The organism is Methylobacterium sp. 174MFSha1.1, from assembly GCF_900116815.1.
Lineage (GTDB): Bacteria > Pseudomonadota > Alphaproteobacteria > Rhizobiales > Beijerinckiaceae > Methylobacterium.
Window position 1 is genome coordinate 133,272 of the sequence record NZ_FPCB01000012.1, and the last position, 21,463, is coordinate 154,734.

Below are 21,463 nucleotides of genomic sequence, written 5' to 3' on the forward strand. Positions count from 1 at the left end.
ACCCGTCGGGTGCGGGCCGGCCCGAGGTCTCAACTGGCGGAGAGACGCAGAACCGCCAGGGGGAGGCGCGCGAAGAGTCGCCCAAGGCTCACGCGTCCGCCCTCGGAACGAACCTCGTCGCCCGTCACCAGGTCGCGCCACACGCTGCCCTCGGGCACCGGCAGGCTCGTCCCGGCGAAGGCGCCGGCGAGGTGCGGGCCGTCCTCGGCGGCGACCCGGCGCGGCACGACCACCAGGAGGTCGCCGGCCTCGGAGCCCGCCGTCGCGTCCTGGCGCAGGAAGGCGACGACGCGCTCCGCCCCCTCCCCCTCGGCCGCGACCGGGGTGTAGTCGGCCTCGGCGTAGAAGCCGGGATACGCGGCGCGGTCGGCGAGCAGACGGGCGAGGACCGCCTGCTTGATCCGCCCGTCCGGCCAGGATGCCAGCAGATCCTCGACCGCCGCGTCCTGCCCGAGCGCCGCCTCGCGCTCGGCGTAGTCGACCGGGCGACGGTTGTCGGGATCGACGAAGGAGAAGTCCCAGAACTCCGTGCCCTGATAGATGTCGGGCAGGCCCGGCAGGGTGCATTTCAGCGCCGAGCGGGCGAGGCCCGTCACCATCCCGACCCGCGCCAGCCGCTCGGCGAAGGGTCGGAATTCCTGGAGGAACTCAGAGCCCGGCGCCACCAGGGCGTCGAAGAGCTTCGCGACCGCGCCCTCATAGGCCTCGTCGACGTTGACCCAGCTCGACCGGCGCTTGCCCTCGCGCATCGCCTTCTCGGCATAGGCGCCGAGCCGCTTGCGGAATTCCTCGACGTCCTTCGATTCGGGAGACTCCGTCAGCAGCTCCAGCGGCCAGGCGCCGAGGATCGCCTGTAGGAACATCCACTGGTCGTTGGCGTCGGGCGCCGCCTCGCCGTCGACGTGGCCCAGGTGCGGCTGCACCAGCCGCCCCCACAACGCCCAGGCCTCTTCCCATTCCGCCGGGATCTCGGAGAGCGCCAGCAGCCGGGTGCGGGCATCCTCGCCGCGCTTGGTGTCGTGGGTGGCCGTGGTGATCATCGCGTTCGGCCAGTCGCGGGCGCGGGCGGCCTGGAGCGCGTGGAAATGCTCGGCCGTCAGGCCGTACTCGCCCGGATCACCGCCGACCTCGTTGAGCGCCAGGAGCTCGACGAAGCGGTAGAACAGCGTGTCCTCCAGGCTCTTGGCCATCACCGGGCCGGTGAGCTGCTGGAAGCGGCGGCGGAAGCGGCGCACCACTTCCGGGTCGGGCCGTCCCGGTCCCTCGGTGTCGAGGCGCCCGAGCAGGACCCGCTCAGCAAAGTCGTGCACCGAGCGGTCGGGCAGGCTGGAGCGGCGCTTGGCCTTGCGGACCGTGTCGCCGATGAGCTTCAGGTCCTCCGGCTCGATCTCATTCTCGTCGAGGTCCGAGCCCAGGTAGCTGCGATAGACCGGGAAGCGGGCGATGATCTCGGAGAGCGCCTGACGCAGCGCGTTGACCGAGAAGTCGCGGGTGCGCCGGTCGGCGTCCGCCACCTGCTTCAGGTCCGAGGTCAGGACTTCCAGCTCGCTGGCGAAGCTGGTCTCCAGGATCTCGCCCTTCACGTTGCGCAGGAGATAAGCGTAGGGCTCGTCCATGCCGGTCGCGCCGGCATAGAGCTTCGCGACCGCCTCGCGCTTGCCCTGGTCGACGAACAGCCCGTCGATCTGGTTGAGCACGTCGTAGCCGGTGGTGCCGGCGATCGGCCAGGGCCTGAGCTTCTCGCCGGGCTCCAGGATCTTCTCCACCACGATGTAGAAGCCCGGGCCGAGCGCCGCCTGGAGCGCGCGGGCGTAGCCGGCCGGGTCGGCCAGCCCGTCGATGTGGTCGATGCGCAAGCCGTCGATCCGCCCCTCGCGGATCTGCCGGAAGAGCATCGCGTGGGCGCCCTCGAACACCCGCTTGTCCTCGACCTTGAGCCCGGCGAGCGAGTTCACGTCGAAGAAGCGGCGGTAGTTGATGTCGCTCGCCGCGACCCGCCAATGGGCGAGGCGATAGGCCTGGGCCTCCAGGATGCGGTGCAGCGCCCCGAAGCTGTCGGGATGGCCCTTGAAGCCGTTGACGAGGGTCACCGCCCGGTCGATCGCCGCCTTCAGGTCCGGTGAGCCGGCGACCGCGTGGGCGAGGCGCCGCTTCAGCCCCTCGGCCTCCTCCGGGAAGGCGGCCTGGCGCTCGGCATTGGTCTCGTCGCCCATCCGGCGCAGGCGCTCGGAGATCGACAGCACCTCCGCCGAGGCTTCGTCGCCGACCTCCGACAGGGCCGCGAGCGCCCGGTCGAGGACGATCGGGTAGTTCAACGGGTTGACCGGGAAGCGGTGCTCGAAGTGCCAGACGCTGAAGCCGCCCTCCTCCGGATCGAAGGCGAGCTTCAGGTCGCCCTTCTCCAGGGCCTCGCCGTAGCGGTCGCCGAGGAACGGCACGACGAGCTTGTTGCGGGCGCCCAACCGGCCCCAGTCGATATCGAAGGCGTCGGCCGCCGGCGAGAGCGCGCCCCATTCGAGCACCGAGAGCCACCACGGGTTGTCGGCGCCGCCGACGCCCATGTGGTTGGGGACGATGTCGAGCAGGAACTTGAGGCCGTGCGCCTTCAGCCCGTCGCTGAAGCGGATGAACGCCTCCTCGCCGCCGAGCTCCGGGTTGATCTCGCGGTGGTCGACGATGTCGTAGCCGTGCATCGAGCCCGGCCGCGCCTTGTGGATCGGTGAGGCGTAGACGTGGCTGATGCCGAGCTTGGCGAGGTACGGGACGATCTTCGCCGCGTGGTCGAAGGTGAAGTCCTTGTGGAACTGGAGCCGGTAGGTCGCCCGCGGCGGCGGCGAGGCGAGGCGCGCGGCGCCCGAGCGCGGCCCGCGCTCCTCCGCGGCGAGCGACGAGGCGAGCTTGGCGAGCGGCCCACCCGGCGCCGCGATGGCCGCGAGGTCGCGGTCGAGCTTGCGGCGCCAGTTCGGGTAGCCTTCGGTGACGCCCGGCATGTTGGCCTGGCTCACCTCGCCGAGGATGTCCTCGTACTGCACGGCCGTCAGCACCGACGGGGTGCGGGCGAGGAAGCGCACCGCCGCCTCGAAGGGCGGCTCGCCGGGCACGTCCGCGCTCGGAATCAGGCCCTCCTGGTTCAGGGCTTCCGCCAGGCGCCGGCGCTCGTGCACCCGCTCCTCGCGCTCGGCCCCGGCCCGCTCGGCGTCGTAGAGGCCGAGGGACTGGCGCAGCTCCGTGTCGACCCCGCGCCACCAGCCGACGAAGGTCGGCAGGTCGTGGGTGGTGATGGCGCAGAGCGCGTCGCGCGGATACTCGGCCGGACGCTTGAACGTGCCGCCCTCCCCCCTCTCGAAGGACAGGATGCGGTAGCTCAGGATGCCGGCCTGCATCAGCGCGTCGGAGAAGCCGGCCGGCGCGGTGCCGAGATCCTCGGCGATGACGAGGCACTTCGCCCGGTGGCTCTCGAGGCGGAGCACCGCCAGCATCGCCTCGAACGGCATCGCCACGTAGGCGCCGCCCTTCGCCCCCACCCCGACCGGGATCAGGAACAGCCGGGCGAGCTGGAAGGCGTGGTCGATGCGGATCGCGCCGGCATGGCGCATGTTGGCCTGGACCAGCGCCCGGAAGGCCGCGAGGCCGTCGCGCTCCAGCTCCAGGGGATCGAAGGGCGGCAGGCCCCAATCCTGGCCGTTCGGCGCCAGGATGTCCGGCGGCGCGCCGATCGACAGACCGGCGGCGAAGCGCTCCGGATGCGACCAGATCTCCGAGCCGCCGCGGTCGGCGCCGACCGCGAGGTCGCGGTAGAGCCCGAGCCGCATGCCGGAGGCGAGCCCCTGCGCGGCGGCGCGGGCGAGCTGCCGGTCGGCGAGGAATTGCAGCCAGGCGTGGTAGGAGACCCGCTCCTGGTGCTCGGCCGCGAAGGCCGAGACCTCCTGCGTGCCGTTGCGGCGGTAGGCCTCCGGCCAGTCGCCGAGCCAGTTGGCGCCGTCGCTGGCAAAATGCTCGGCCAGGGCCTCGAAGGTGGCGTGGGCCTCCAGGTTCTCGGCTCCCGCGGCGCGGAACGCCAGGAACTCGGTGTCCCGTCCGGCCCGGGCCGGCGAATCCTGCCACAACGCTTCGAGGACGGGGCTCAAGACCTGCCAGACGCCGGCATGGTCCACCAGGGAGGCGTCGCGCAGGCGCGCGACCTCGGAGGCGGAGCCCTTCAAGATGAGTGCGGCCCGGCTGCCGGGAAGGCCGGGGAGCGAGGCCGGATCGATGAACAGCGTCTCGAGGAACAGCCGCGAGGACGGCGAGTAGGGCGAGACCTTCTGCCGGTCGGTCGAGAACAGGGCGTGGACCGGGCTCAAGCCCAAGAAGGCGGCGCCCCGCGCGCCGGCATCGGCGGCCGCGCGCCCGGCATCGGCGTAGGTGCCGATGCCGAGATTGGTCTCCGAGCGCAGCCCGTAGAGCTGGGCCGCCAGGCCCCAGTCCCGCGCGCCCTCGTCCCCGAGTGCCCGGGGCCGCCAGCAGCGCTGCGGCGCGGCGATCACGGTCGCCTCGGCCCGTCGATCGCCGAACGTCACCGTGAGGCGGTGGTAGCCGGGGGTGAGCGGCGGCAACTCGATCGCGTCGGTCTCCGAGCCGAGGGCCACGCGCCCGTCGCGGGCCGTGCCGCGCTCGTCGACGATCCGCCAGCTCACCGTGCCGGAGGCTTGACCAGGACCTTGCCCCGGCCGGATCGACACTCGCGCGGCGCGGCGCGCCTCGACCGGCACCAGCGGCGGCATCAGGCCGTGGCGCAAGGAGCGGATGCGCTCCAGGCTCGCTTGCGCCTCCGCGTCGGTCCCCGCCGGCAGGCCCAGAGCCGCGAGCAGCCCCTGGCGCACTTCGAGCGGGGTCTCGACGCGCTGGCCGAAGGCGTCGGTGTAGTCCGCGGCGATGCCCGCCTCATCGGCGAGCCGCGCGACGACATCCTCGGTCACGGCCATCTCAACGCACCTCTTTCACGAACACGCCCGACCAGGCGGGCAGGACCAGGGAACCGTCCTCGTCCTGCGAGACGGTGGATGAGCGCCAGACGACGCGGCCGGGCAGCGGCCCGGGCTCGTACGCGTCGCCGCCGAACACGCCGACGAAGCGGAGCGTGCCCCCGGCGTAGGACCAGGTGACGTCGATCACGTCGGGCCGCGGCAGCGCGTATCGTCCGCCCTGCCAGGCGGTCTTCGTCAGCGGCACCACCTCGCGCTGGCGCAACGCCAGCAGCGCGGTCGTGTCGGCGAGGACCTCGCGATGGGGCGAGCGCTCCCGCTCCGCCCAGTCGAGCTTCGAGCGCCGGAACGTCTCCTCGGCGGTGGGATCCGGGATCGTCTTCGCCTTCTCCTCGTCGGCGAAGGCAGCGAAGCTCTTGAACTCGCGACGCCGTCCGTCGCGCACCGCCTTGTTCAGCTCCTCGTCGGGGGCGAAGTCGACGAAGAACAGGAACGGCGTCGAGGCCGACCATTCCTCGCCCATCCACAGCATCGGGATCTGCGGGCTGAGCAGCAGCCCGGCGCGGGCGAGCGCCAGCTTGTCGGGGTCGGCGAGGTGGCTCAGGCGCTCGCCGAGCGCCCGGTTCCCGACCTGGTCGTGGTTCTGCAGGAAGGTGACGAAGGCCGAGGGCGGCAGGTGACCGGAGGGCTCGCCGCGGGGGTGGTTGTCGAGCGTCTTGAACGGCTCGCCCTGATAGGCGAACCCTTCCGCGAGGCTGCGGGCGAGGTGGGCGGCCGGCTTGTCGGAAAAGCTCTCGTAGTAGCCGGAATCCTCGCCCGTCAGCAGGATGTGCCAGCCGTGATGGGTGTCGTCGGCCCATTGCGCGCTGTGGTAGCGCGGCCGACCCGCCCCGTCGCGCTCCAGCCACGAGGCTTGGTTGGCCTCGTTCTCCAGCATCAGGTGGATCGGGCGCTCCGGGAACGCCCCGCGGATCCGCTCGGCCAGCTCGCCGAGGAAGTGCTTGTCGGAATCGTCCAGGATCGCGTGGACCGCGTCGAAGCGCAGGCCGTCGATGTGAAATTCTTCGAGCCAGTACAGCGAATTGTGGATGAAGTAGTCGCACACCACCTCGCCGCTGGTCTTGCCGTCGAAGTTGATGCCGGCGCCCCACGGCGTCTGGTGCCGCTCGGTGAAGAACGACTTGGCGTAGGCGTGGAGGTAGTTTCCGGCCGGTCCGAAATGGTTGTAGACGACGTCGAGGAAGACCATCAGCCCGAGGGAATGCGCCTTGTCGACGAGGCGGCGCAGGTCGTCGGGGGTGCCGTAGGCGGAATCCGGCGCGTAGGGCAGCACGCCGTCATAGCCCCAGTTGCGGCTGCCCTTGAAGTCGGCGAGCGGGAGCAGCTCGATCGCCGTGACGCCGAGGTCGCGCAGGGCTTCGAGCTTGTTCTCGAGCGCCGCGTAGGTCCCCTCGGGCGTCGCGGTGCCGACATGGCACTCGTAGATCACCGTCTCCTCGAACGGGCGCCCGGCCCATTCCCCGTCGGTCCAGGCGAAGGCGGACGGATCGACCACCTCGCTTAAGCCCGACACGTCCTCCGGCTGGAAGCGCGAGGCCGGATCGGGCACCACGAGGTCGCCGTCGATCCGGTAGCCGTAGCGCGCGCCGGCGCGCACGCCCGGCACCGTCACGCGCCGCCAGCCCTCGCCCTGGTCCTCCAGCGGATGCTCGGTCCCGTCGAGCATCAGGGCGACGTTCGCCGCGGTCGGCGCCCAGAGGGCGAAGCGCACGCCCTCCGGTCCGATTTCCGCACCGAATGGCATGCTGTGGGCGCGCCGCATCGGGCCACCATCCTTCGAGAGCAAGAGTATGCGAGCGGCGTGGGGTGCCGCTCAGGAAATTCGGGTCGATTGCGCAGGTTCCGCGGGCCGTTCCCGCATTGCGGGAGCTGCATCGCGAAGCGGGAGCTAAGGCGCTCCCCGCCCGCGGCAATGGCAGGACCCTGTGGTCGCCGGGGATGGTCCGCGTCGGGGTCTCAGAACGCCCAGGCGAGGGTCGCCGCAAAGGCCGCCGCGACGGCCGCGCCGGTCGCCGTCATTGCCACGCGGCCGATCCCGACGGCGGCCGCGGCGACGCCCTCCTCGGCGAAGCCGAAGGCCTGGCCGGCGGCCTGCTCGGCGCGGGCGAGGGAGAGATGGCGGGCGTGGCGGTTGACGGTCTTCATCGTCGGAACGCTCCTGCGGCGCGCCGCCCGTCCGGCGTCGGGAGCGGCCACCCGGACAACGGGCGGTCACGGCCGAGGTTCCGGGGGGTATCGCGCGCGTCACCAGGCTTTAAGGGAATTTGTTTACGTCTCGGTGACTCTGGTACGGGTTCTGCGGCGCGGCGATTCCCCGCCGCCCGGCCACGCCCGTTCGCCACACCCCGCAGCCGCGCAAAGGCTCTTTTTGTTCCGCGTTTGTTCCGGTATAGGGAAAGGATGACCTCGAATGCTGCCAGAGCCCTTCCCCCACCGCGAGGCCGTCGCGTGAGCGAGGCCGCACGAGACCTGTTCGGGCCGGGGGGCAAGCCCCCGGGATCGAAGCCGCCGGCGGACCCGCTCAAGGCGGAGGCCGTCAAGCGGCCGAAGCCCGTCGCCGTGCCCGCTCCCGCCGAGGCGGCGGAGGCCGGCTACGACGCCTCGGCGATCGAGGTGCTGGAGGGGCTGGAGCCGGTCCGGCGCCGGCCCGGCATGTATATCGGCGGCACCGACGAGAAGGCGCTGCACCACCTCTTCGCCGAGGTGATCGACAATTCCATGGACGAGGCGGTGGCGGGCCACGCCAGCTTCATCGAGGTGGAGCTAGAGGAGAGCGGCTGCCTCGCGGTGACCGATAACGGCCGCGGCATCCCGATCGACCCGCATCCGAAGTTTCCGGGCAAGTCGGCGCTCGAGGTCATCATGACCACGCTGCATGCCGGCGGCAAGTTCGACTCGAAGGTCTACGAGACCTCCGGCGGCCTGCACGGCGTCGGCATCTCGGTGGTGAACGCGCTCTCGGACGTGCTCGAGGTCGAGGTCGCCCGCAACCAGACCCTGTACCGGCAGACCTTCTCCCGCGGCCACGCGCAGGGGCCGATCGAGACCGTCGGCCGGGTGCAGAACCGGCGCGGCACCAAGGTGCGCTTCCATCCCGACGCCGAGATCTTCGGCGAGCACAAGTTCGATCCGCGCCGCCTGTTCAAGATGGCTCGCTCGAAGGCCTACCTGTTCGGCGGGGTCGAGATCCGCTGGCGTTGCGCGCCCAGTCTGCTGGAGGGCGTCGAGAACGTGCCGGCCGAGGCCGTGCACCGCTTCCCGGCCGGCCTGAAGGACTATCTCGCCCGCGAGATCGACGGCAAGGAACTCGTCGCCGACAACGTCTTCTCGGGCAAGATCACCAGGCCCGGCAGCCACGGCTCCCTCGAATGGGCGGTGGCGTGGCTCGCGAACGACGACGGCTTCTCGTCGTCCTACTGCAACACCATCCCGACGCCGGAGGGCGGCACCCACGAGAGCGGGATGCGGGTGGCCCTGCTGCGGGGATTGCGCGACCACGCCGAGCGGGTCGGCCAGGTCAAGCGGATGGCCTCGGTCACCGCCGACGACGTGATGATGACCTGCGCGGCGATGCTGTCGGTCTTCATCCGCGAGCCCGAGTTCCAGGGCCAGACCAAGGACAAGCTGGCGACGCTGGAGGCTTCCCGCATCGTCGAGGCGGCGATCCGCGACGCCTTCGACCACTGGCTCGCCGCCTCGCCGACCCAGGCCAACAAGCTCCTCGACTGGGTGATCGACCGGGCCGAGGAGCGCCTGCGCCGGCGCCAGGAGAAGGAGGTCGCCCGCAAGACCGCGACGCGCAAGCTGCGCCTGCCGGGCAAGCTCGCCGATTGCTCGAAGGCCGGGGCCGCCGGCTCCGAGATCTTCATCGTCGAGGGCGATTCGGCCGGCGGCTCGGCCAAGCAGGCGCGCGACCGCGCCACCCAGGCGATCCTGCCGCTGCGCGGCAAGATCCTCAACGTCGCCTCGGCGAGCCGGGACAAGCTCGGGGCGAACCAGCTCCTCTCCGACCTGATCCAGGCGCTCGGCTGCGGCATCGGCAAGCAGTACCGGCACGATGACCTTCGCTACGAGAAGGTCATCATCATGACCGACGCCGACGTCGACGGCGCCCACATCGCCTCGCTCCTGATCACCTTCTTCTACCGGCAGATGCCGGAACTGATCGAGGGCGGCCACCTCTACCTCGCGGTCCCTCCCCTCTACCGGCTGACGCAGGGGGCGAAGAGCGCCTATGCCCGCGACGACCGCCACAAGGAGCAGCTGCTCAAGACCACCTTCAAGTCTGGCAAGGTCGAGATCGGGCGCTTCAAGGGCCTCGGCGAGATGATGCCCGGCCAGCTCAAGGAGACCACGATGGACCCCAAGAAGCGCACGCTCCTGCGGGTCGAGGTGGTGGAGGAGGCGCGCGACGCCACCGGCGACACGGTCGAGCGGCTGATGGGCAACAAGCCCGAGGCCCGCTTCGCCTTCATCTCCGAGCGGGCGGTCTTCGCCGACGAGATCGAGCTCGATATCTAAATCGAGGCCCATTCCAAGCGACTGATCTCACGGTCGGATTCGGGGCGCGGGATCCCCGCGCCCCGCGGGCGGCAGAGCCGTCCGGCACAATCTGCGTTGGGTGCATGCCCTGCCGCGCCGGAGGTGATCCGCCGCGTCCCGGGCCATGCACGGCATGGAGGCCGTGCGCCTGCAACGGGCGGCGGCAACGATCACCCTCGCGTTGCTGCGTCTGGCGCTGCGGCGCCACCGCCCGGGCGTCCCGATCTCGCGCCCGGTCGACCCGCTGCGGCAGGGTTTGTTCGAGCCGCAGACATGGGGCCGAGGTCCGGGTTTCGCTCGTACCGAGACACGCATCTGGCGGTCAGCCGTGTATCCGCCGCGCCAATTCCAAAAATTCCTCCACCTCCGCCTCACTCGTCGAGAAGGCGGTGATCAGGCGGATCATCCGCTCGCCCTCGCGCAACCTCTCGCCCGCCGGCAGGCTGCGGCTCGTCCAGTCGTAATAGACCGCGCCGCCCCGGCGCAGGGCGGCATCGAGCCGGACCGGCAGGATCGGGAAGAGCTCGTTGCCCTGGACCGGCCAGGCCAGGCGCACGCCGGAAATCTCGGACAGCCCCGCGGCGAGCCGGGCCGCCATCCGGTTGGCGTGGGCGGCGTTCGCCAGCCAATGATCGTCGGTCAGGTAGGCGTCGAGCTGGGCGGCGAGGAAGCGGCCCTTCGACAGGATGTGGCCGGCGCGCTTGCGGCGGAACTCCAGGGTCTCGGCGAGCTCAGGGCGGAAGACCACGATCGCCTCGGCGGCGAGCGCGCCGTTCTTGCTCGCTCCGAACGAGAGAATGTCGATGCCGGCGCGCCACGTCATCTCGGCCGGCGAGCAGCCGAGGGCTTGGAGGGCGTTGGCGAAGCGCGCCCCGTCCATGTGGACGGCGAGCCCGTGGTCTTGGGCGATGCGGGACAGGCCCGAGATCTCCTCGACCGTGTAGGCCTGCCCGCTCTCGGTGAGCTGCGACAGGGTGAGCGCCCGGGGCGGCATCTGCTTCACGTGCCGGGTCAGGCCGGAGAGAAAAGTGTCGAGGGTCTCGGTCGCGATCTTGCCGCCGGCTCCCGGCAGGCCGTGCAGCTTGGCGCCGTGGGTGTAGAATTCCGGCGCGCCGCACTCGTCCTCCATCACGTGCGCCTCCTCGTGGCACACGCACAGGCCGAAGGGCGGCACCATCACGGAGAGCGCGAGCGCATTCGCCGCGGTGCCGGTGGCGACCGGGAAGACCGCGAGATCGGAGTGGTCGAACAGGGTGCGGAAGCGCGGGGTGAGCCCGAGCGTCAGCGGGTCGGCGCCGTAGGCCGGCATCGCCCCGCCATTGTGGCGCACGATCGCCTCCAGGATCGGAGCGCTCGCCCCCACCACGTTGTCGCTCGCGAAATTCATGCGTACCCAAGCCCCTGCCATGGTCCGGCCGAGCATCATGACGGGAAGGGCCGGCCAGAGCGAGGCGCGCCGGCTCATGCCTCGCATGTGCCGCCGGCGGTGTCCCGCGGGGGAAAGATGCGCGCTCCCTCCCGGATTCGGTGTTTCGTTGCGAGGCCGGCGCGCGAAACGCAAGAAAAGCACAAGCCTGGACGGAATGGCCTCTTGCTGGAGCGGTTGAAATCTGGCAGGTTCCGCGAGTTAGGACAGTACCGCTGTCCCATTTTCCCGGTCGGGCCCCGCGCCCCCGGGTCGCAAGGGCGCTGGCTTGTGGCTTGCACGATAGCCAAACGAGATACCAAACGCGCCGCCATTCGGGCGGTGCGGGCGCACGCGGGCTGAACACCAGCCTGCCGGGCGCTCGCGAGGTGCGGGCGCTCCCTTCGCGAGACGCGACCGACCCTCCCGCGGACTGAACAAGACAGGCGGCGGCCGTGCCCTCGGCCAGCCCGCCCGCGGCGCCCCTGCGGCTGTCCGCACGACTTCGCCCGCTCGATGATGCGGGTATATCTGCCCGGGGCGGCGGGCCTGCCTCTGGGGCAGGCAAGCCCGCCCCTGCGGCAGGCAATCCTGACCGGCCATGCGCGGAGGAGCGCACCGGCCGCCATCGACAGAAACCCGCGCGCTCGCCCGCGCACCCTCGAGACCGGACCTTGGGAGACCAGACCATGAGCGGCACGGACCAGTCCCAGCACCCCACCCGCGGGCAGGCGGTCCCCGCCCTCGTCGTGCGCGATCCGGCCCTGCCGGCGCGCCAGGGCCTCTACAACCCGGGCAACGAGAAGGATGCCTGCGGCGTCGGCTTCATCGCCGACATGCACAACCGCCAGAGCCACGCCATCGTCCAGCAGGGCCTGCAGATCCTGGAGAACCTCGACCATCGCGGCGCCGTCGGCGCCGACCCGAAGATGGGCGACGGCTGCGGCATCCTGGTGCAGGTCCCGCACGGCTTTTTCGCGGCGGAGGCCGAGCGCCTCGGCATCAAGCTGCCGGAGGCCGGCCATTACGGCGTCGGCCAGCTCTACATGCCGCGGGACGAGGAGGGCTTCAGGACCGTCGAGGCGATCGTCGAGAAGGCGATCGCCGACGAGGGGCTGGCCCTGCTCGGCTGGCGCGACGTGCCGGTCGATCCGAGCGACCTCGGCGAGAGCGTCAAGGCCAGCGAGCCGCGCCACCGCCAGGTGTTCATCGGCCGCCCGGCCTCCAGCGCCGACCAGGACGCCTTCGAGCGCCGGCTGTTCCTCGTCCGCAAGGTGATCTCGAACGCCGTCTACACCCTCAAGGACGAACGGCTGAAGGAGTTCTACCCGGTCTCCCTGTCCTCTCGCACCATCGTCTACAAGGGCATGGTGCTGGTGAACCAGCTCGGCCACTACTACCTCGACCTGAAGGACGAGCGCTTCGTCTCGGCCCTGGCGCTCGTGCACCAGCGCTTCGCCACCAACACCTTCCCGACCTGGCGCCTGTCGCACCCCTACCGGATGGTGGCCCACAACGGCGAGATCAACACGCTGCGCGGCAACGTGAACTGGATGGCGGCGCGCCAGGCCAGCGTCGATTCCGAGCTGTTCGGCAACGACATCTCGAAGCTCTGGCCGATCTCCTACGAGGGCCAGTCCGACACCGCCTGCTTCGACAACGCGCTCGAATTCCTCGTCCAGGGCGGCTACCCGCTCGCCCACGCGATGATGATGCTGGTGCCCGAGGCCTGGGCCGGCAACCCGCTGATGAGCGAGGAGCAGCGCGCCTTCTACGAGTACCACGCCGCCCTGATGGAGCCGTGGGACGGCCCGGCCGCGCTCTGCTTCACCGACGGCCGCCAGATCGGCGCCACCCTCGACCGCAACGGCCTGCGCCCGGCCCGCTACCTCGTCACCGATGACGGGCTCGTCGTGCTCGCCTCCGAGATGGGCGTGCTGCCGATCCCGGACGAGAAGATCGTCTCGTCCTGGCGCCTCCAGCCGGGCCGGATGCTGCTGATCGACCTGGAGAAGGGCCGCATCGTCTCCAACGAGGAGATCAAGAACGAGCTCGCCGCCGCCCACCCCTACAAGGAGTGGCTGAAGCGCACCCAGATCGTGCTCGAGGACCTGCGCCCAGTGCAGCCGCGCGAGTCGCGCACCGACGTGTCGCTGCTCGATCGCCAGCAGGCCTTCGGCTACACCCAGGAAGACCTGAAGCTCCTGATGCAGCCGATGGCCGTCACCGGCCAGGAGGCGGTCGGCTCGATGGGCACGGACACGCCGCTCTCGGCGCTCTCCGACAAGCCGAAGCTGCTCTACACCTACTTCAAGCAGAACTTCGCGCAGGTGACGAACCCGCCGATCGACCCGATCCGCGAGGAGGCCGTGATGAGCCTCGTCTCGTTCATCGGGCCGCGGCCGAACATCCTCGACCTCGAGGGCACCTCGCGCAAGAAGCGCCTCGAGGTGCGCCAACCGATCCTGACCAACGCGGACTTGGAGAAGATCCGCTGCATCGGCCATTTCGAGGACCGCTTCGACACCAAGACTCTCGACATCACCTACGCGGCCGAGACCGGCGCGCAGGCGATGGAGGGGGCGCTCGACCGCCTCTGCGACCGCGCCGAGGCCGCGGTGCGCGGCGGGTACAACATCATCGTGCTCTCCGACCGCGCCGTCGGCCCGGACCGGATCCCGATCCCGGCGTTGCTGGCCACCGCCGCGGTGCACAACTACCTGATCCGCAAGGGGTTGCGCACCTCGGTCGGGCTCGTGCTCGAATCGGGTGAGCCGCGCGAGGTGCACCACTTCGCGTGCCTCGCCGGCTACGGCGCCGAGGCGATCAACCCCTACCTCGCCTTCGAGACGCTGATCGCGATGAAGGACGAGCTGCCGCCCGAGCTCACCGACGACGAGATCGTCTATCGCTACATCAAGTCGATCGACAAGGGCCTGCTCAAGGTGATGTCCAAGATGGGCATCTCGACCTACCAGTCCTATTGCGGCGCGCAGATCTTCGACGCGATCGGCCTCAACTCGGCCTTCGTCGAGCGCGACTTCTTCGGCACGGCGACCACCATCGAAGGCATCGGCATGGCCGAGATCGCCGAGGAGACGGTGCGCCGCCACCGCGACGCCTTCGGCGACGCGCCCGTCTACCGCACCGCCCTCGACGTCGGCGGCGAGTACGCCTACCGCCTGCGCGGCGAGGCCCATACCTGGACGCCCGACACCGTCGCCACGCTCCAGCACGCCGTGCGGCTCAACCTGCCCGACCGCTACCGGGCCTTCGCCAAGATGGTGAACGAGCAGGAGAACCACCTCAAGACGATCCGCGGCCTGTTCCGGATCAAGAGCGCGGCGGAGATCGGCCGGGCCCCGGTCGAGATCGACGCGGTCGAGCCGGCGGTCGAGATCGTCAAGCGCTTCGCCACCGGGGCGATGTCCTACGGCTCGATCTCGAAGGAGGCGCACGAGACTCTGGCGATCGCCGTCAACTCCTTCGGCGGCCGCTCGAACTCGGGCGAGGGCGGCGAGGAGCGCGAGCGCTACCGGCCGCTGCCGGACGGCCGCTCGCGCCGCTCGGCGATCAAGCAGGTGGCGTCGGGCCGCTTCGGCGTCACGGCGGAGTACCTCGTCAACGCCGACATGATGCAGATCAAGGTGGCGCAGGGTGCCAAGCCCGGCGAGGGCGGCCAGCTGCCCGGCCACAAGGTCGACGCCAAGATCGCCAAGGTTCGGCACTCGACCCCGGGCGTCGGCCTGATCTCGCCGCCGCCGCACCACGACATCTACTCGATCGAGGATCTGGCCCAGCTGATCTTCGATCTTAAGAACGTCAACCCGGCGGCCGAGGTCTCGGTCAAGCTGGTGGCGGAGGTCGGCGTCGGCACGGTGGCGGCCGGCGTCGCCAAGGCGCGCGCCGACCACATCACGATCTCGGGCTTCGACGGCGGCACCGGTGCGGCGCCGCTGACCTCGATCAAGCATGCCGGTGGGCCGTGGGAGATCGGGCTGGCCGAGACCCAGCAGACGCTGGTGCTCAACCACCTGCGCGGCCGGGTCGCGCTCCAGGCCGACGGCGGCATCCGCACCGGCCGGGACGTGCTGATCGCGGCGCTTCTCGGCGCCGACCAGTTCGGCTTCTCGACCGCGCCGCTGATCGCGGCCGGCTGCATCATGATGCGCAAGTGCCACCTCAACACCTGCCCGGTCGGCGTCGCGACGCAGGATCCGGTGCTGCGCAAGCGCTTCAAGGGCACCCCTGAGCACGTCATCAACTACTTCTTCTTCGTCGCGGAAGAGGTGCGCGAGCTGATGGCGTCCCTCGGCGTCACCAAGCTCGACGAGCTGATCGGGCGCTCGGAATACCTCGACAAGCTCGCGGCGATCTCGCACTGGAAGGCCAAGGGCCTCGACTTCACCCGGCTGTTCCACAAGCCGGACGTGCCGGAGACGGTGGCGCTCCGCCACGTCGAGACCCAGAAGCACCCGATCGACCAAGTCCTCGACCGGCGGCTCATCGCAGCCGTCGGCGACGCGATCGAGACCGGCGTGGCGGTGACCGTCGAGGACACGATCCGCAACTCCGACCGGGCGGCGGGCGCGATGCTCTCGGGCGCCGTCGCCAAGGCGCACGGCCACGAGGGGCTGCCGGACGACACCCTGACGGTGAAGCTCACCGGCACCGCCGGCCAGAGCTTCGGCGCGTGGCTCGCCGCCGGCGTGACGCTCAGCCTGACCGGCCACGCCAACGACTATGTCGGCAAGGGCCTGTCGGGCGGCAAGCTGATCATCCGGCCCTCGGACGCGCTCGGCTCGCCGTCGGACCGCACCATCATGGTCGGCAACACGGTGCTCTACGGCGCCATCGCCGGCGAGGCCTACATCCGGGGTTCGGCGGGCGAGCGCTTCGCCGTGCGCAACTCGGGCGCCATCGCGGTGGTCGAGGGCATGGGCGACCATGGCTGCGAGTACATGACCGGCGGCGTCGTCGTGTCGATCGGCGAGACCGGGCGCAACTTCGCGGCCGGCATGTCGGGTGGCATCGCCTACGTGCTGGACGAGGACGGGTCCTTCGCCAAGCGCTGCAACCTGTCGATGGTCGATCTCGAGCCCGTCGAGGAGGAGGACGAGTTCATGCGCCGCTTCCACCAGGACGGCGACCTCGAGACCAAGGGGCGCATCGACATCCTGGCCGACATGTCCGGCCATGACGAGGAGCGGCTCGTCGGCCTCATCAACAACCACCTGAAGTACACCGGCTCGGTGCGCGCCAAGGCGATCATCGACAACTGGGACACCTACCGCACCAAGTTCGTGAAGGTGATGCCGGTCGAGTACCGGCGGGCGCTTCGCGAAATGGAGCGGGCCCGGATGCCGGTGGCTGCGGAGTAATCCGGGGGGTCAAAGGGCGGCGCGGCGAGTGAACCCTCCCCCCTCTGCGGGGGAGGGTGCTCCGCGGAGCGGGGCGGGAGAGGGGACGCCGCTTCCGGAAAGGTCGCGAGCGTCATGACGGGCGGTCCCTGGATCACCGTCGCGCTGCCCCTCTCCCGGCCCCTGCTGACGCAGGGACCACCCTCCCCCGCAGAGGGGGGGAGGGTTGGGTGGAGCCTTAGGATCGACGATCGGGACGAAGGAGGGACCGCGGTGCAGATCTACGGCGACCTGATGTCGGGCAACTGCCTCAAGGTGATCTACGTCGCCGAAGCCCTCGGCCTTCCGTACACCTTCGTGCCCATCGACATCATGAAGGGTGAGAGCCGCACCCCCGACTACCTCGCCCGCTTCCCCATGGGCCAGGTGCCCGCCGTCGCGTTCCCGGACGGCCGGACGCTCGCCCAGTCGAACGCGATCATCCGCCATCTCGCCCGTGGCAGCGCGTTGCTGCCGGACGACCCCTGGACCCAGGCTAGAATCGACGAGTGGCTGTTCTGGGAGCAGTACAGCCACGAGCCGACCATCGCGGTCTGCCGCTTCCACATGCGCTACCGCGGCGAACCGGCCGAGACCCGCGACCCGAAGAAGGTGGCGGGCGGCGAGGCCGCCCTCGACCTGATGGAGCGACACTTGACCACTGCGCGGTGGTTCGTCGGCGACGCCGTCAGCATCGCGGATGTCGCACTCTTCGCCTATACGCAATTCGCCGACGAGGGCGGATTCGATCTCTCGGCCCGGCCCGCCATCCGGGCCTGGCTCACCCGTTGCGGGGAGGCGCTCCCCACATCCGCCACCGTCGCCGGGGTCGCCTAAGACCCGCCGCCGGCCCGATCACTTCACGAACTGAGCACTCCACCGATGGGCAAGGTCACAGGCTTCCTCGAATTCGACCGGCAGGAGCAGAAGTATCAGCTCGCGGCCGACCGCGTGCGCCACTTCCTCGAATTCACCCTGCCGCTCGACGAGCACGACCTGAAGAAGCAGGCGGCGCGCTGCATGGATTGCGGCATCCCGTTCTGCCACGGCCCGACCGGCTGCCCGGTCCACAACCAGATCCCGGACTGGAACGACCTCGTCTTCAACGCGGATTGGGAGGAGGCGGCGCGCAACCTGCACTCCACCAACAACTTTCCGGAGTTCACCGGACGCATCTGCCCGGCGCCGTGCGAGGAGGCCTGCACCCTCAACCTCGAGAACCAGCCGGTGGCGATCAAGACCATCGAGCAGGCGATCGCCGACAAGGCCTGGAGCATGGGCTGGGTCGTGCCGGAGCCGGCCGAGGCGAAGACCGGCAAGAGTGTGGCGGTGATCGGCTCGGGTCCGGCCGGCATGGCTGCGGCCCAGCAGCTCGCCCGCGTCGGCCACGACGTCCACGTCTTCGAGCGCGAGCCGAAGGCCGGGGGGCTCCTCCGCTACGGCATTCCCGACTTCAAGATGGAGAAGCGCCACATCGACCGCCGGGTGCGGCAGATGGAGGCCGAGGGCGTGCAGTTCCATTACGGCGTCAATGTCGGCGTCGACCGCTCCTTCGCCAGCCTGCACAACGAGTTCGACGCCGTGCTGTTCGCCGGCGGCGCCGAGGCCCCGCGCGACCCCGGCCTGCCCGGGCAGGAGCTCGAGGGCGTGCATTTCGCCATGCCCTACCTCGTCCAATCGAACCGCCGCGTCGGCCACGAGCCCGCGACGCCAGAGACCCCGATCCTCGCCGCCGGCAAGAACGTGGTGGTGATCGGCGGCGGCGACACGGCGTCCGACTGCGTCGGCACCGCCTTCCGCCAGGGCGCCCTCTCGGTCACCCAGCTCGACATCCGCCCGCGCCCGCCGGAGCGCGAGGACAAGCTGACCGTGTGGCCCTACTGGGCGACCAAGATGCGCACCTCGTCGAGCCAAGCGGAGGGCGCCGAGCGCGAGTTCCAGGCCGCGACCCTGCGCATCGAGGGCAAGAAGGGCAAGGTGAAGGGCGTGGTCTGCGCCCGCGTCGACGAGTCCCGCAAGCCGATCGCCGGTTCCGAGTTCCTGCTGCCGGCCGACCTCGTCTTCATGGCGATCGGCTTCGCGGGCCCGGTGGCCAAGGGGCTCCTTGAGGAATCCGGCGTCGCCCGCGACAAGCGCGGCAACGTGCTCGCCGACGACAGCCAGTATCGCACCTCGACCGACAAGGTCTGGGTGGCGGGCGACATGCGCCGCGGCCAGTCCCTGGTGGTCTGGGCGATCCGCGAGGGCCGGCAGGCCGCCCGCTCCATCGACGAGGCGCTGATGGGCGCGACGACCCTGCCGCTCTGAGGCGGCGAGAGCCCACAGAGTGTCGTGACCGATCGACAGGACCCGCTCCGGACTGGAGCGGGTCCTGTTTGCGTTCGGGGGATCTCGACCGCGTCGCAACCGCCCCGGAGCGTCATCCCGAGGCCGGGACGCGGAGCCCAGGATGACGAGGAGAGCGGTAGAGCCGCAGGTGGCACTCCGCGCAGTGACGACAGGGGATTAGATCTATTCCAATTCGCAGAATGCCGACCGAGTTATCCACCGGCCTGACGCAGCATCCGCCCCCGCGATAGATGCGCTGACGCAACACCGGAACCGATAGCGACCGGGCCTGGAACGGTTCAAATGCTTGCACGGACGAAGCGATTGATTGCCAAGTTCGGCGCGATTACCCGCGGGTGAGACGTATCTTCCGCCCGAGGTTCCCGTGCGCTCTACCCCTCGCCCCGCGAAACGGCGCCGCTCGCCGCTGCTCCTCGCCCTGCTCGCGGGCGCGGCGCCGGGCCTCGCGATCGGTGGGGCCGGGGCCCAGGACTCCGGCGAGATCGCCCTCGACACCATCACGGTCGCCGGCCCGTCGCAGAGCCCGGGCGTCCCGGCCTTCACCGAGACCGCTTACGGCCCGGTCCAGGGCTACCGCGCGACCCGCAGCGCCACCGCAACCAAGACCGACACGCCGCTGCGCGACATCCCCCAGACCGTCAACGTCGTCCCGCGCGAAGTCCTGGTCGACCGCGCGGAGACGCGGCTCACCGACGCCCTGTTCAACGTCAGCAACGTGCAGCCCGGCGGCACCATCCAGGGCCGCAGCGACACCTTCATCATCCGCGGCTTCCGGACTCAGACCTACGCCATAGACGGCGTGTTCATGAACCAGGCCAGCAACTTCTACCCCGTCCAGCGCGACCTCGCCGATGTCGAGCGGATCGAGGTGCTGAAGGGCCCGGCCTCGGTTCTCTACGGGCGCGGCGATCCGGGCGGCGTCATCAACATCGTCACCCGCCAGCCGAGCTTGGTGCCCACCGCCGATGCCAGCATCCAGGGCGGCAGCTTCGGCTTCCGGCGGGTCCAGGGTTCGGCCTCCGGCCCGGTGCCCGGCGCCGACGGGGTGGCGGCCCGCCTGAGCTTCGGAACGCAGGTCGACCCGACCTTCCGCGACCTTGCCGGTCGCGACAATTCCCGCTTCTTCATCGCCCCGTCGCTGACCTGGAACCCGAGTCCGGACACACGGGTCTCGTTCATCGGCGAGTTCACCCGACAGGACACGGTCTACGACGAGGGCCTGATCGCCCGGAACGGCCGTGTGCCGCTCGACAACATCTCGCGCTACTACGGCGAGCCGTTCTCGCGCTACAACGCCAACGCGAATTTCGGCACGCTGAAAGTCGAGCACGACTTCAACGAGCACCTCATGCTGCGCCAGGTGCTCAACGCCCAGAGCGGCAGCTTCGACGCCATCGCCTCCCGCGCCACCGGCGTCTCGGCCAACGGGCTGACGGTCCAGCGCCGCACCACTGCCGCCACCTCGACCTATGCCGCCGTCGATAGCCAGACGGAACTCGTGGCGAAGTTCGACTTCCTGGGCCTGCGCCACACCGCGCTCCTCGGCGTCGAGTATTTCAACGGCTACCGGCGGGCGGTCACCACGCAGGGCGCGCTCGCCTCGGTGAGCTTCCTCAATCCCGTCGCCGGCCTCGCGCTGCCGGGCGCGCTCTCGCTCCAGAGCGACCTGAAGCAGAAGAACGAGCTGACCGGGCTCTACGCCCAGGACCAGATCGACCTCGGCTACGGCCTGCAGCTCCTGCTCGGCGTGCGCTACGACACCGGCACGCAGTTCTACTTCAGCCGCACGCCGACCTCGCGCACGATCCCGCCGGACCAGGAGCTGTCGGGCGTGTCGCCGCGGGTCGGCCTGATCTATCGGGTGGCCGAGCCGCTGGCGCTCTACGCGAGCTACACGACCTCGTTCAAGCCGCAGACGGCGAACGTGTTCAACGCCGTCAACCCGGCGCCCGAGACCGGCGAGCAGATCGAGGTCGGCACCCGGTTCGACTTCACGCCCGACCTCAGCCTGACCGCCTCGGTGTTCGACATCACCCGCAACAACGTCGCGGCCAACGATCCGGTCAATACCGGCTTCTCGATCATCACCGGCCAGCAGCGCTCGAAGGGCGTCGAGGCCGATCTCGCCGGCACGATCCTGCCGGGCTGGAAGATCATCGGCGGCGTCGGCTACACCGATGCCCGGGTGACGCGCGACAGCACCATCCCGGTCGGCAACCGGCTGGAGGCGGCGCCTTTGTTCAGCGGCAGCTTCTGGACCACCTATCAGGTCCAGGAGGGTGCCTGGCGCGGCCTCGGGCTCGGCGTCGGCGTGACCTATGTCGGCTCGCGCTTCGGCGACATCTCCAACACCTACAAGGTCGGCGCCTATACCCGCGTCGACGCGGCGGTGTTCTACGACCTCAACGAGCATGCCCGGTTCTCGCTGAACCTGAAGAACCTGACCGACGCGCGCTACATCGAGCAGCCGTTCAACCAGTTCAACAATCTGCCGGGGGCGCCGTTCTCGGTGCTGGCGACGCTCACGGCCCGGATGTAGCGCTCATGCGACTTCCGACTGAGACCAGCGGCCCGAGATCGACTCGACGCGTTCTCTGGAATGTTCGATGCCGAGCCCGGAAGTCCGGAACCCTGGGCCCGGCGATATGCGAGTACGGAACCAAGGGGCGTTTCCAACGGCCTCTGGTGTCAATTGCATGCCGGAGTCCCGGTCCCTTGCGGACGATACGAAGATAGTCCCGAGC

9 protein-coding genes are annotated in these 21,463 nt (G+C 70.1%); 5 read left to right on the forward strand and 4 right to left on the reverse strand.

The annotated features are described in order from the left end of the window. Positions 1-29: 29 nt before the first annotated feature. The 3 genes from BM430_RS11525 to BM430_RS11535 all read right to left on the reverse strand — a co-directional run bounded on the left by BM430_RS11525 (position 30) and on the right by BM430_RS11535 (position 7,169). The gene (locus BM430_RS11525) at positions 30-4,964 is read right to left on the reverse strand and encodes a malto-oligosyltrehalose synthase (RefSeq protein WP_093567398.1); all 4,935 of its coding nucleotides are present in this window, start codon (positions 4,962-4,964) and stop codon (positions 30-32) included. Between the two features lies 1 nt (position 4,965). Then, positions 4,966-6,786 carry a malto-oligosyltrehalose trehalohydrolase gene (treZ, locus tag BM430_RS11530; RefSeq protein ID WP_093567399.1) on the reverse strand — a complete coding sequence of 607 codons (1,821 nt, stop codon included), beginning with the start codon at positions 6,784-6,786 and terminating at the stop codon, positions 4,966-4,968. A gap of 194 nt (positions 6,787-6,980) precedes the next feature. After that, a complete protein-coding gene (locus BM430_RS11535) occupies positions 6,981-7,169 on the reverse strand; it encodes a hypothetical protein (RefSeq protein ID WP_093567400.1) in 189 nt (62 codons plus the stop codon). Between the two features lie 303 nt (positions 7,170-7,472). On the opposite strand from BM430_RS11535, the gene parE reads away from it, so the two are divergent. Next, positions 7,473-9,545 carry a DNA topoisomerase IV subunit B gene (gene parE, locus BM430_RS11540; RefSeq protein WP_093567401.1) on the forward strand — a complete coding sequence of 691 codons (2,073 nt, stop codon included), beginning with the start codon at positions 7,473-7,475 and terminating at the stop codon, positions 9,543-9,545. A gap of 343 nt (positions 9,546-9,888) precedes the next feature. Here the strand turns inward: parE and BM430_RS11545 are convergent, their stop codons facing one another. Further along, complete coding sequence (locus tag BM430_RS11545) at positions 9,889-10,953, reverse strand: threonine aldolase family protein (protein ID WP_093567471.1); 1,065 nt, start codon at positions 10,951-10,953, stop codon at positions 9,889-9,891. A gap of 707 nt (positions 10,954-11,660) precedes the next feature. Between BM430_RS11545 and gltB the strand changes: the two genes are divergently transcribed. The 4 genes from gltB (at position 11,661) to BM430_RS11565 (ending at position 21,258) form a co-directional block, all read left to right on the forward strand. Beyond that, positions 11,661-16,352 carry a glutamate synthase large subunit gene (gene gltB / locus BM430_RS11550; protein ID WP_093567402.1) on the forward strand — a complete coding sequence of 1,564 codons (4,692 nt, stop codon included), beginning with the start codon at positions 11,661-11,663 and terminating at the stop codon, positions 16,350-16,352. 252 nt (positions 16,353-16,604) lie between these two features. Further along, positions 16,605-17,207 carry a glutathione S-transferase family protein gene (locus BM430_RS11555; RefSeq protein ID WP_093567403.1) on the forward strand — a complete coding sequence of 201 codons (603 nt, stop codon included), beginning with the start codon at positions 16,605-16,607 and terminating at the stop codon, positions 17,205-17,207. Between the two features lie 45 nt (positions 17,208-17,252). Further along, positions 17,253-18,677, forward strand: coding sequence for a glutamate synthase subunit beta (locus BM430_RS11560; protein WP_093567404.1), 1,425 nt, complete (start codon positions 17,253-17,255; stop codon positions 18,675-18,677). Between the two features lie 538 nt (positions 18,678-19,215). Then, positions 19,216-21,258, forward strand: coding sequence for a TonB-dependent siderophore receptor (locus tag BM430_RS11565; RefSeq protein WP_244539450.1), 2,043 nt, complete (start codon positions 19,216-19,218; stop codon positions 21,256-21,258). The last annotated feature ends 205 nt before the right edge of the window (positions 21,259-21,463 follow it).